Genomic DNA, 13,146 nt, shown 5'->3' on the forward strand with positions numbered 1-13,146 from the left:
AACACCAATAGGATTCCCAATGACGGACATACTAAAATTGATAGGAAGGGAGAGCGCACTTTTCGTATCAGATATCAGCCATCATAATCCCTCATTAAATCAAGAGGTCAATCACTCACGTTTTCTCGTTATCGGTGGCGCTGGCTCTATTGGTCAAGCGGTTGTTAAAGAAATCTTTAAACGCTCTCCACTCAAGTTGCATGTTGTCGATATCAGTGAAAATAATTTAGCCGAGCTGGTCAGGGACATACGCAGCTCATTTGGCTATATTGCGGGTGACTTTCAAACGTTTGCCCTTGATGTCGACTCCATTGAATATGACGCTTTCATCGCTGGAGATGGCCAGTATGATTATGTTCTAAATCTGTCTGCACTTAAGCATGTGAGAAGCGAGAAAGACCCCTTCACCTTGATGCGCATGATTAACGTCAATATTCTTAATACTGACAAAACGATTAAGCAATCGATTGCCAATGGGGTTAAAAAATATTTTTGTGTTTCTACCGATAAAGCGGCTAACCCAGTGAATATGATGGGAGCGTCAAAACGTATCATGGAAATGTTTTTGATGCGCGGCAGTGAACAGTTGGCTATTTCTACTGCACGGTTTGCCAATGTTGCCTTTTCCGATGGTTCTTTACTGCATAGCTTTAACCAACGAATGTTAAAACAACAACCCATAGTTGCACCTACTGATGTAAAACGCTATTTTTTGACGCCTCAGGAGTCTGGAGAGCTTTGTTTGATGTCGTGTATTTTCGGTGAAAATAGAGACATTTACTTTCCCAAGCTCGATGAGTCACAACACCTTATCTCCTTTGCCGATATCGCAACCCGCTACCTGTTAACTCGTGGTTATAAAGCCTATATTTGTAACAGTGAAGATGAGGCAAGAGAACTCTCATTTACTTTACCAGCCAAAGGGTTATGGCCGTGCTATTTCAGTGTTAGTGATACCTCAGGTGAAAAGGATTTTGAGGAGTTTTTCACGGAAAAAGAGACTCTGGACATGAATAGCTTTGCTGAATTGGGCATTATCAAAAATGAGCTCAAGTACGATGCCAAGTTAATCGCGTTTTTCGAGCAGAGTATTCAAGCTATGCTTTTAGAAAAATCATGGACTAAAAAACAGTTATTGGATCTTTTTTTGTTAATGTTACCCGATTTCGCCCATAGGGAAACGGGAAAGTCTCTCGATGAAAAAATGTAAATTCGCTAGATTTTAAAGGTAGCAACCTAATGTGGTCATTGATTGAGTTTATTCGCGACACTTATCAAACCAATGAGTTTATTCCCTTACATGCGCCAACTTTTCCAGGGAATGAGCAAGCTTATGTGGCTGAAACTATTACTAGCACTTTTGTGTCTAGCGTTGGCCGATTCGTAAACGATTTCGAGCGCAAAATAGAAACCTTTACCAAATCACCTAAAGCGGTTGCGACCTCTAGCGGTACGAGTGCTTTGCATACGGCCCTGTACATGGCTAATGTGAAGCGCGGCGATCTCGTTATCACACAAGCGCTCACTTTTGTGGCGACCTGTAATACCTTATACCATCTAGGTGCTGAACCCATTTTTATCGATATTTCAACAACGAGTCTCAGTCTATGCCCTCAAGCTGTCGCCGTTTATTTAGCCGAAAATGGCATTATCGATGAACACAGAAAATGCATCCATAAAAAAACTGGCCAAACAATAAAAGCGCTATTGCCGATGCATACTTTCGGCCATCCAGCACAACTGGATGAATTACTTCAGATTTGCCAGCAATGGAATCTGGCCTTAATTGAAGATGCGGCAGAAAGTTTAGGTTCTTACTATAAGGGAACACACACTGGTACTATGGGGGATTTTGGGGCACTGAGTTTTAATGGCAATAAAATCATCACCACTGGCGGCGGAGGTATGTTATTAGCCCGCAATAAAGTCAGTGGCGAGCGAGCAAAACACATTACAACAACCGCGAAGGTGCCCCACCCTTATGAGTTTTACCATGATGAGGCGGGGTTCAATTATCGAATGCCCAATCTAAATGCGGCCCTTGGCTGCGCCCAAATGGAAAGCTTACCTCTCTTTATTGAGCAAAAACGAGCACTGGCACAACACTACCAAGATTTCTTTAGCAACACCGAATGGCAATTTGTGAATGAACCCGATTATGCCAAGTCTAATTATTGGCTTAACGCAATTATTTGCCCAGATTTACGACGTCGTGATGAAATATTAAAAGCAACTAATGATGCGGGAGTGATGACTCGGCCAGTATGGAAATTAATGCATAAACTGCCGATGTTTAAAGATGCAATACGTGGCCCAATGGACAATTCTGAAATGCTTGAATCCCGTCTAATTAATCTTCCAAGTACTCCAATTGCGATAAGGTCTCACCATGCATAGAAAAATTGCAGTGTTCACAGGAACCAGAGCAGATTACGGGCTCCTATATTGGCTACTTAAAGATATCCAAGAGAATGCAACGCTGACTCTACAACTGATCGTCTCTGGTAGCCACTTATCGCCAGAATTCGGAAATACGTTTGAGCAAATAGAAAGGGATGGCTTTTCCATTGATGAAAAAGTCGAAATATTGTTGTCATCCAATTCAGCGGTGGGCACAGCCAAAAGTGTAGGACTTGGAATTATTGGCTACGCCGAGGCTCTCGACCGGCTCAAACCCGATGTGTTGGTGATATTAGGGGACAGATCTGAAGCGCTTGCCATCGCCCAAACTGCAGCAATCCTAAAAATCCCCCTATTGCACATACACGGTGGCGAGATCACAGAAGGTGCCTACGATGATGCGTTTCGACACGCAATAACCAAACTCAGCCATATCCACTGCACGGCAACAGAAACCTACAAGCAACGCGTGATCCAGATGGGTGAAATGCCAAACCGTGTCTACAATGTTGGAGCGATTGGCTTAGATCACATGTATCGCAGTACATTAATGACGACTGAGCAATTATCATCCGATTTGAATTTTGACTTAAACCATCCATATTTTTTAGCCACTTATCATCCGGTTACGTTGGCTAATGAACCCGCTATTGAGACATTCAATGCCCTACGAACGAGCCTAGAACAGTTTCCCCAGCATAATGTGATTGTCACCTATCCCAATGCCGACAATGGCAGTAGAGAGATAATCAGTTTGATTCAGGATTATGCACAGCAATCTAAGGGAAAAGTGTTAGCAATGGCGTCTTTAGGTCAAGTCAGATATTTAAGCTGTGTTAAATATGCCACCGCAGTGATAGGAAACTCTTCAAGCGGGATTATTGAGGTTCCCTCATTTAATGTCCCGACCGTCAATATTGGTGCCAGACAACAAGGCCGCCTAGCAGCCCAAAGCGTTATTCATTGTCAACCCGACTCATTATCTATTACAACGGCAATAAATAAGGCAATTTTACTCTTACCACAACTACAACTGACCCCAGTTACTAACCCATATGGACAGGGCAAGGCGAGCCAATTCATTGTTAAACTATTGACAACTACGCGCCTAAAACCCACCAAATTTTTTTATGATCTTAAGGTATAAAAATATTATGACGCTAATTATTGCTGAGGCGGGAGTCAATCATAATGGTAACGAAGCACTAGCAATTGAGCTGATTAATGCTGCCCATAAAGCAGGTGCTGATGCAGTAAAATTTCAAACGTTTAATGCTAAAAACTTAGTGATCGAAAGCGCACAACAAGCCGCTTATCAGGTCGCGAATACCCAAAAAATAGAGCCGCAACTTGCGATGTTAAGTCGCTTAGAGCTGAGTTTTGAAACTCATCAGCATTTGATCCACTATTGTCAAAAACTGGGGATCCAGTTTTTATCTACCGCATTTGATTCTGAAAGCTTGGCATTTCTTGTCGATACTCTGCAACTCAAGATGCTCAAAATAGCATCAGGAGAAATCACCAATGCTCCTTTTTTACTTGAGCATGCCCGTACTGGCTGTGATCTTATTTTATCCACAGGCATGTCAACCTTAGCTGAAGTTGAAGCGGCATTGGGGGTCATTGCGTTTGGCCTAACATCCCCCCTCAACACTCCCCCGGATCTCCAAACTTTCCAAGCCGCCTATGCCTCTACCCAAGGCCAACAGGCATTACAAGCAAAATTAACCTTACTGCATTGCACAACTGAATATCCAGCTCCCTTTGATCAAATCAATCTTAAGGCTATGGACACTTTAGCTTCGGCCTTCTCTTTACCTGTAGGGTATTCAGACCATAGTCAAGGGATCACTATTCCTATTGCGGCCGCAGCACGGGGCGCGTGCATTATTGAAAAACACTTTACGTTAGATAAAGAATTACCAGGTCCAGATCATAAGGCTTCACTAGAGCCCCATGAACTTAAGGAGATGGTGACAGCGATTCGCACCGTTGAGCGGGCAATGGGTAATGGTATAAAAACGCCTCAGCCCGCCGAACTAACAAATCTAACCCTTGCAAGAAAAAGCTTAGTGACTACGACAAACATAAAAAAGGGCGAGCTATTTTCAGTCAATAATCTTGCGGTCAAACGCCCTGGAACGGGCACAAGCCCATACAAATATTGGCAAAAACTCAATACATGTGCAGAGCGAGATTACCAGTCAGGTGAGGTGATCTATGACTAAACCTATCATAATGCTTGGCTCTGGCGGACATGCCAGTGTACTAACAGAAATATTACTGCAACAAGGTTACACTTTGTTAGCAGTGATTAGCCCTAGCAAAGGCCGTAGCCCGCTCTTTAGCGATATACAACACTTTGATTCTGATGATGATATTTTGCAATTCCCTTGTGATAAGGTTAGATTAGTCAATGGTTTAGGCTCCTTACCAGGGCAACATTTACGCCATAAACTATTTGCTCACTTTACTCAGCTTAATTATGAATTTGAATCCGTAATATCTAAGTATGCGATGTTATCGTCATATGCCACTATTGGCGCTGGCGCACAAATTTTAACTGGGTCTATCATACAAACGGGTGCAAGCATTGGCAGAGGTACAATAATTAATTCAGGCGCAATCATTGAACACGATTGTGATATTGGCAATGACTGCCATATCGCCCCAGGTACAATTATTTGTGGCGGAGTTCATATAGGCGAATGCACTCATATTGCTACGGGTGCCAATGTGATACAAGGTATATCAATAGGTAAAAATTGCATTATCGCGGCAGGAGCCACAGTGACTAAAGATATGCCCGATAATTCGATAACTTATGGATACCGCAGTAATATAAAGGAAAGGTCATAATATGAACCCAACATTGAGTAAAATCACAATATCACCTGACAAAACACTTCGTGATGCCTTACAACTAATTAATTCACAAGCACTTCAAGTAGCTTTAGTGACTGATAAGAGCAAACGCTTGTTAGGCATCATCACCGATGGTGATATTCGAAGAGGCTTACTCAATAACCTATCACTCGATGCCCTTGTGACTGAAGTGATGAACACCAATCCTAAGACCGCTTCCCCTACCACCTCAAAAAAGAAGCTGTTGCAATTAATGCAACAGTACAGTGTTCTATCTATTCCGCTCGTTAAAGATCATATTCTTGTAGGATTAGAGACCTTAAAAAGTGCACAACAAAAAGCGCATTATGAGAATCCAGTGCTTATCATGGCGGGAGGCTTTGGAACACGTCTAAAGCCCTTAACTGATAAATGCCCCAAGCCTATGCTTAAGGTTGGCAATCGCCCCTTGCTAGAGATTGCGCTCTTTAATTTTATTCAAGCTGGTTTTACTAATTTTTATATTTCTACCCACTATATGCCAGAACAAATTGCATCGTACTTTGGAGATGGTAGTCGGTGGAATGTAAACATTAACTACGTCCATGAAACGACACCATTAGGCACAGGTGGAGCCGTCGGCCTGCTTCCAAAAGACCTTTCAACATTACCCACCATTGTGATGAACGGTGATATTTTAACTAAAGTCGATTTTCAACACTTACTTAAATTTCATGGCGACAATAATGCCGACGCAACTATGTGTGTTCGAGAATATGATTACCAAATCCCCTATGGTGTGATTAGTGGCACAGGAAATCGTATTACAGAAATGGTTGAGAAACCCGTGCAACGATTTTTTGTTAATGCCGGTATTTATGTTATAAACCAAGATATTATAAAAAGCGTCCCCGCTAACACTCATATTGATATGCCAACACTGCTAGAACAAAAAATCGCAGATGGTGGACAAGTTCTTATGTTTCCTATCCATGAGTATTGGCTCGATATAGGGCGTATGGATGACTTCAAACAAGCCCAAATTGATATTTGTGCTATCGGTTTTGAACAATGAATACACTCGCTGTGATTGGACTGGGTAACATAGCCAAACGTCATAGACAAAACCTAAAAACACTGTACCCACAAGCGAATATTATTGCGCTTTCTGCAAGTGGCAGAGTCGCAAATCAGCCAATAGAATTTGCTGATCTTGTACTCTCTAATATAAACGAGCTAATCGACTACAAACCAGAACTAGTGATTGTCGCCTCCCCTGCTTCGTTGCATGAAATCCATGCCACGACGTTAATGACACACAATATTCCCGTATTGATAGAAAAACCATTAACCGCAGAACCAGAAAGTGCGGAGCGTATTTTAGCCCTTGCTCAAAGTCACAACAGTCTAGTTATGGTGGGGTATTGTCTACGATATCTCAGTTCTGCAATCGTTATCAAACAACTATTATTTGAAGAGATTATTGGCAAAGTATATAACTGCTCCGCAGTTGTAGGACAATATTTGCCGGACTGGCGCCCGAATAAACATTATTCTGAGTCAGTCTCTGCCCAAAAATCCCTTGGTGGCGGAGCCCTATTAGAATTAAGTCATGAGTTGGATTATTTGCATTGGTTATTAGGTCCATTAAAACTCAACTACGCACAGCTAAGAACGACAAATGAGCTCACATTGGAAGTGGAAGAAATTGCAGATCTCATTTTAACCAGTCAGCAGGGCACTGTTTGCTACATCCATATGGATTTCATTCAGAAACAAGCTCAACGAGAGTGCACTTTTATCGGATCTAAAGGCAGATTACATTGGGATTTAGTCGCCAATACAATCCGCCACTACAGTTCATACGGTACTCAGGTTCTATATTCACAACCTGAATGGAACAAAAACCAAATGTACCTCAATATGGTGACAGAATTTGTATCCCATATTCAGCATAAAAAACATACAAATACTTCTCTAATAGACGCACACCAAACAATTCGCCTAATCGCAAAAATTAAGCAGCAGGCAGAGTGGGGAGCCACTCAATGACACGATACGCCTTTATTTTCGCCCGCGGGGGCTCAAAAGGACTTCCAGGAAAAAACATTAAAGACTTACTCGGTAAACCCCTTATTGTTTATTCCATTGAAACCGCACTGCAAACAGCGAAAATTGATAAAGTTTTTGTCTCAACCGACGATGAGCAAATTGCGACCATTGGTTTAGCCGCAGGGGCGGAGATCATACCCAGACCGGCACATTTAGCCACAGACAAGTCACCAGAATGGCTTTCTTGGCAGCACGCAATCGACTGGGTAAACCATAACTATGGCGAATTTGAGCAATTCATCAGTTTACCCGCAACAAGTCCATTACGAAGTGTGGAAGATGTCGAATCTGCGATGAATAAGCTTATTAGTTGTAAGGCTGATATTTGTATCTCCACCACTCCGGCAAATCGTAGCCCATACTTTAATATGGTCAAAGAAACAGCATCCGGTAATGTTGAATTGGTCAATGCGCCTTCAACTGAAGTATATCGGCGGCAAGATGCCCCACAAGTTTATGATATTACGACTGTTGTTTATGTGGCAAAACCAAGCTACATTCAGAGAGTCAACAATCTTTTTGCAGGTAATGTCGCGCATATTATCGTGCCTAAAGAGAGAGCAGTAGATATCGATGATATTTATGATTTTAAGCTGGCTGAAGCCATTTTAAGCAGCAAAGGACAGTTATGCTAACGGGAAAAACAATACTTATCACAGGTGCCGCAGGTTTGCTCGGCTCCCAAGTCACGGCATCTATACTCACCCAAGGCGCGAAAGTAATAGTGGTTGATCGTTCAAATTCAGCAATGAAACATAAGTTTCAAGATCTCATTCAGAATTATGGGAATTCGTTAACCTTAGCTGAACTAGACATTACTGATGAAGTCGCGGTGAAACAGTTTTTTTCAGGCCTTAATGAACTTTCTGGCGCGGTTAATTGTGCCTATCCTCGAAATACACAGTATGGCACATCATTTTTAGAGGTCAGCCTAGAGAGCTTTAATGAGAATCTATCACTACATTTAGGTTCTTCATTTCTGTTTATGCAGCAATGTGCAACCCTATTTGTCAGGCAACAATCCCCCATGTCGGTAGTCAATATTTCATCAATTTATGGTGTTGTAGCACCAAAATTTTCGTTATATGAAGGCACCCCAATGACTATGCCAGTTGAATATGCCGCTATCAAATCGGCCCTGTTACACCTAAGTAAATACGTGGTGGCATTTATTAAAGATAGTCGCTTTAGGATCAACAGTATCAGCCCTGGAGGTATTTTTGATAACCAACCGGCTTCATTTCTAAAGGCATATCAAGACTCAACAAATGGCCATGGAATGTTAGCCCCGAGTGATATTGTTGGTTCAATAACATTTTTACTGTCGCAACAATCTCAATATATTACTGGGCAAAACATCACTATTGATGATGGGTTCACATTATAAATTATGCTAAAAAAACTTTGCTATTGGTTAAACGTAAAACGCATTGGACCAGACATACCTCTGACTCATTTGCTTTTACACTCTAAGCGCCTTGGTAGATGGTTGTGTCAAAATAAATTTGCAAAATTTGGCAATAACAGTGCAATGAGACCAGGCAGTTATGCTATCTGCTGTGATTATATTAGTATTGGCGATGAAGTAGTACTTAGACCAGGAACTATGCTTTTTGGCTCCGAACACGGCGGTAACTCAGTCAACATCATTATCGAAGATTTTGTCCTGATTGGTTCTGGAGTACATATTTATACCTCTAACCATGAATTTGCCAATCCGAATCAAGCCATTTTCTTTCAGGGACATAAGCCTGTAGAACCCGTACTTATCTGTCGAGGCGCATGGATTGGGGCTAATGCTATTATTTTACCTGGGGTAACAATCGGTGCAAATAGTGTAGTAGGAGCGGGCTCTGTGGTCACCAAAGACGTGCCGCCCTATGTCGTTGTTGCAGGGCAACCAGCAAAAATAATTAAACATATTAAGTAATTAGTTAAGTATAGTGATTAATTAGGCTGTTTAAGTAGCTAAAAATATAGAATATTATTTTATCTCTATATTAATTTTCATAGAAAAATCGATTTTAACGAGGAACTGATGAGTTTACATAAATCCAATATACAAAACACTTTCTCTATCAGTCGATTTAATGAGTATTATCTCCCAAGTGTGAATCGGAGTATGTTTGAATCGATTGATTCAAAAACTCAATACGATAAAAAATTCAAAAATGACTTCGCCAAAGAAGATATGTTACAAGTCGTTACCGGATTAGACTCTGGTTTGCTGGTAAACTACCTTCTTGAACAAGGCATACCTAAGGGCAGCATTTTTATTTTTGTTGAATTAAATGAGGTACTCAATCTCCTGAACATTGATATCCCCAAAGAAATAGAAAATCAATTATTTATTTATAATTATGAAGACTTCCAAGAGAATTTCTCCTCTGATACATATGGAGTCTATATACTTAAAAGTCACTTTAAGCATTATCGAAGCTTAGGCGCGACATCAAGCCACCTTCCAGAATACAGTATTCTTAATACTCAAATTGTCAAAATTCTAGAGGCTGGCTACTTAGAGCAAAGAGTAAACTCATCCCAAAAAAAATACTTTGAAGAACAATTTAAAAATATTTCTGAAAATATGCTTCCAGCATCCCTATTAGCAAATAGATTCACCGGGCATACTTGTCTTATCGTTGCAGGTGGCCCTTCATTAGATGATCACATAGACTGGATACGATCTTACTCTAAGCATCTCTTTATCATTGCGGTATCACGTATTGCAGGTAAATTGTATAAAGCTGGGATCACGCCTCATATTATCGTATCAGTAGATCCATATGATTTTAGTTTTGAAGTCAATAGAGATATGATGCCCCTTGCAAATTCCAGTTTATTTGTAAACTCTTTTCATGTGAATTCCAGGCTCCTAGGCCAATGGCAAGGAAAAAACCTTTTCATGGATAATAAATATCCTTGGCAACTGGAAGACAAAGAAAATATTGAAACAATAGGACCAACAGTAACTAATGCTGCCGTTCATCTGGCAACTAAGATGGGCTTCTCAAGCATTTTACTCACGGGAGTTGATTTATGTTTCACCAACACAGGTTTTACACATACCAAAGATTCTGTTGAATCGGCCCTTGGACCTAATTTGGGGATCATGGGTGAATGGATAGATACCTATGGAGGAGAAAAAGCTGAAACTGTTACCCAACTAAAATTGGCTATTGAAGCTTTAGCTGTGGAAGCTAATATAAATCCTGAAATTGAGTTTATCAATCTGTCACTGAATGCCGCTAAAGTGAAAGGCATGAAATATAAAAATACAGAAAATATAAACCTACAGACCGAAGAACCCTCTCCACTTGAGTTACTTGACTGTGTCCCTTATTTTAGTTTGGAAGATAAAAAGAAAGATAATCTTATTTCTAAAAAAGAAATTAACGGACTAATCACTACACTTAGTAATATTATCACTTTATCTAAGGATATTTTAGAATTAAGCAAAAAACTTAAAAATCAAACAAAACCACCTCATGCAGTACAAAAAATATTTAATAAGATTGATTTTATTGATAAAAAAATAAATAAAAGTCACTCTGGTATAGTTAAATTAATCAAAACCTATGGTTTTTCAGAGTTTTCTGCCTTTCTAACCACCAAAAAAACCGAGGAATGGGATACTTTACATGTGTTAGATATGACCGAAAACTACTATAAAGCATTTATCAGTATCGCAGAGAAATTGATACAATTAGCTCATGATAGTCAGGCAAGATTAACTCATAGAGTGAATGAACTATCTCAAAACACCGATCTAGAACCTCTAGTAAGATTTTGGCGTACTGAAAAACAACATGGTCGCATCAATATATGGTTAGAAAATCATCAAAATTGGCAAGAGCATCAAAAATTTAAGCAGAATGCTCAATTATTGGAAGAATATTGCCATCTTATACAATCAGTTCGCGATGAATACCAAGAACAACTCACGGTTATACCAGAGGAATACATAGAGAACGTCAAAGAGTCGGCCTCTATGGAGAATGTCTTCGAAAAGATTATTGTGCTTATTAGAGACAATGATCATACTGGCTTGGTCAAGATGACATTAAATTTAAAGGAATTAGCTAAAAAAGATGAAGCAGCTAAGCGTCTTTATCATCTTGCATATAGTCATCAGCTACTTTTAGAGAAAAAAGATAATGAGGCCCTTCAAGTTTTAATCAAGCTCGGTGATGATTTGAAATCAGAAATTGAGCTAAAGCAGATATCTATACTAGCATTAAAACTAGGACATATTGAAATTGCTGAATCAGCTATCGCTAGATTAGCTGAAAATATTGATGAATACATTCCTCAGCATGCCCATATATTAAAAATTCAAGGTAAACTTCAAGCTTCTATTAATTTGTACTTAGATTATTTAGAAAAATACCCCAATGATGTATCCACATGGATCAAACTAGGCGTATTTATGATAGATATAAACGATCTACCAAACGCTAAAACCACATTTTATCAAGCTCTACAAGTTGATCCTGAAAATCGAGTTGCACTAAAATATATGCACTTGTTACAATCATAAATTTGAGCTCTAGAATAAGTGCTCGCCGAAGTACACCTTCATAACTTGGATCGTCAGTCGACTTTATTGTTTTTCTGAATTAGATGAACGATATGTTTAGTCGCACCCAGAACGATGTCACTTTGAGCTGTAGCACCACTGATAATACGCAGCGCCATTGATGGTCTAAGTAACCAAACATTGAACTAATGCCCCTCCAAGTGATCGGATCTTTCGACCAAGAGAAACCCCATCACACCGGAGGGCCTATGCATAAATTAGTGGAAGTATTTTGCGATGTCGATGATTTTTTGCGCTGTTTTCACTCCTGAATGGAAAAACGCCTATGAGTTAGAACAAGAGCACTGTAATGAATATTTGTTTTTTGCAACCGCCAGCGCATTAGCTGGAAATATTGCAGTGGACCAGCAATGGATTTTAGCTAAATGATAAACGAGTCGAGCAAAATACCTTTAACTGCCCGAGGATAAACCCGCTCAAGATCACCGAACTCGCATATTCGTGTTCGGTGATTTCACTATTACTTCGCTAGACCGTATAATTAGCCTCGTTTCAGCATTGCTCATCTGCATATCCTAGGAGATTTTGTTTGGCTCATACCTATATACCTTTAGAAACTTACCGCCGTAAGTGGATTTTCAACCACAAAGACTTGCCTGTCACCGACGAGGACAAGGCGCACATCCTGCCGTTAACAGATAAAAGTGCGATGGAAATCTGGAATCAATGGATCAGCAACAAGAGTAGTCGTGCGGAGCAATTTACTAAGGGAGATTGGGCGGCGAAGGCTGATGCTTGGGTGGAAACAGATCATTGGCAGAGCGCTTGGGATAGTGAAGATAGCAGTTTACCCACCATGTTAGCTGAGTTTATACAATGGCCCGATGAGACGCCGGTGTATTTTTGCTATGAAAAATATCAGATTATTGAAACTCGTTGGGATGTGTTCGTCCGCAATTGGAAGTGTTTTCTTTTCTTTGACGACGGTCCCATTTTGATCTCGCCAAAACAGAAACAAGCGGTGATGTTCGAACAGAGTGGTCAATACAAGCTAGGCACTCGCGGATAATTTATACAGGGCGCTTAACGCTGATGATTTCCCATCGATAGCTTTACGCCAACACTTTTACGCAATAGTTTAGCGCGAGGAGTCATCTTGTTGGCATGCTCATACTTAATGATGAGTATGCCATACTCGAAAGATACTTAAGCACAATTAGCCTATCTCTCCCCTCTTCTTTAGATTAACA

The 13,146-nt window shown here is 40.3% G+C and carries 13 protein-coding genes; all 13 read left to right on the forward strand.

Features of this window, described 5'->3' with window-relative positions; translation table 11 throughout:
- The first annotated feature begins 19 nt into the window (after positions 1–19).
- The 13 genes from L5M11_RS01045 to L5M11_RS01105 all read left to right on the forward strand — a co-directional run bounded on the left by L5M11_RS01045 (position 20) and on the right by L5M11_RS01105 (position 12,965).
- Complete coding sequence (locus L5M11_RS01045; protein WP_263191094.1) at positions 20–1,210, forward strand: UDP-N-acetylglucosamine 4,6-dehydratase; 1,191 nt, start codon at positions 20–22, stop codon at positions 1,208–1,210.
- Positions 1,211–1,239: 29 nt separating this feature from the next.
- Positions 1,240–2,397: a LegC family aminotransferase gene (locus tag L5M11_RS01050; protein ID WP_263191095.1), complete on the forward strand. Its 1,158-nt coding sequence runs from the start codon at positions 1,240–1,242 to the stop codon at positions 2,395–2,397.
- Positions 2,390–3,547, forward strand: a complete 1,158-nt coding sequence (neuC, locus tag L5M11_RS01055; protein WP_263191096.1) for a UDP-N-acetylglucosamine 2-epimerase — start codon at positions 2,390–2,392, stop codon at positions 3,545–3,547. Before L5M11_RS01050 ends, neuC begins: the two co-directional genes overlap by 8 nt.
- 7 nt (positions 3,548–3,554) lie before the next feature.
- Positions 3,555–4,628, forward strand: coding sequence for an N-acetylneuraminate synthase (gene neuB / locus L5M11_RS01060; RefSeq protein ID WP_263191098.1), 1,074 nt, complete (start codon positions 3,555–3,557; stop codon positions 4,626–4,628).
- A complete protein-coding gene (locus L5M11_RS01065; protein ID WP_263191099.1) occupies positions 4,621–5,259 on the forward strand; it encodes an acetyltransferase in 639 nt (212 codons plus the stop codon). Before neuB ends, L5M11_RS01065 begins: the two co-directional genes overlap by 8 nt.
- Position 5,260: 1 nt before the next feature.
- Entirely contained in the window at positions 5,261–6,319 is a 1,059-nt protein-coding gene (locus tag L5M11_RS01070; protein WP_263191101.1) for a nucleotidyltransferase family protein, read from the forward strand.
- A complete protein-coding gene (locus L5M11_RS01075; protein WP_263191102.1) occupies positions 6,316–7,296 on the forward strand; it encodes a Gfo/Idh/MocA family protein in 981 nt (326 codons plus the stop codon). The genes L5M11_RS01070 and L5M11_RS01075 overlap by 4 nt, the downstream gene beginning before the upstream one ends.
- Positions 7,293–7,991, forward strand: coding sequence for a cytidylyltransferase domain-containing protein (locus tag L5M11_RS01080; RefSeq protein ID WP_263191103.1), 699 nt, complete (start codon positions 7,293–7,295; stop codon positions 7,989–7,991). The genes L5M11_RS01075 and L5M11_RS01080 overlap by 4 nt, the downstream gene beginning before the upstream one ends.
- Complete coding sequence (locus L5M11_RS01085; protein ID WP_263191104.1) at positions 7,985–8,743, forward strand: oxidoreductase; 759 nt, start codon at positions 7,985–7,987, stop codon at positions 8,741–8,743. Before L5M11_RS01080 ends, L5M11_RS01085 begins: the two co-directional genes overlap by 7 nt.
- Positions 8,744–8,746: 3 nt before the next feature.
- Complete coding sequence (locus L5M11_RS01090; protein ID WP_263191105.1) at positions 8,747–9,286, forward strand: acyltransferase; 540 nt, start codon at positions 8,747–8,749, stop codon at positions 9,284–9,286.
- 192 nt (positions 9,287–9,478) lie between these two features.
- Entirely contained in the window at positions 9,479–11,896 is a 2,418-nt protein-coding gene (locus L5M11_RS01095; protein ID WP_263191107.1) for a 6-hydroxymethylpterin diphosphokinase MptE-like protein, read from the forward strand.
- A 276-nt stretch (positions 11,897–12,172) separates the two neighbouring features.
- The gene (locus L5M11_RS01100; protein ID WP_263191109.1) at positions 12,173–12,325 is read left to right on the forward strand and encodes a hypothetical protein; all 153 of its coding nucleotides are present in this window, start codon (positions 12,173–12,175) and stop codon (positions 12,323–12,325) included.
- A 160-nt stretch (positions 12,326–12,485) separates the two neighbouring features.
- Positions 12,486–12,965, forward strand: coding sequence for a DUF2947 domain-containing protein (locus L5M11_RS01105; protein WP_028761235.1), 480 nt, complete (start codon positions 12,486–12,488; stop codon positions 12,963–12,965).
- The last annotated feature ends 181 nt before the right edge of the window (positions 12,966–13,146 follow it).

It is taken from the genome of Shewanella sp. SM87, assembly GCF_025653705.1.
Taxonomy (GTDB): domain Bacteria; phylum Pseudomonadota; class Gammaproteobacteria; order Enterobacterales; family Shewanellaceae; genus Shewanella; species Shewanella oncorhynchi.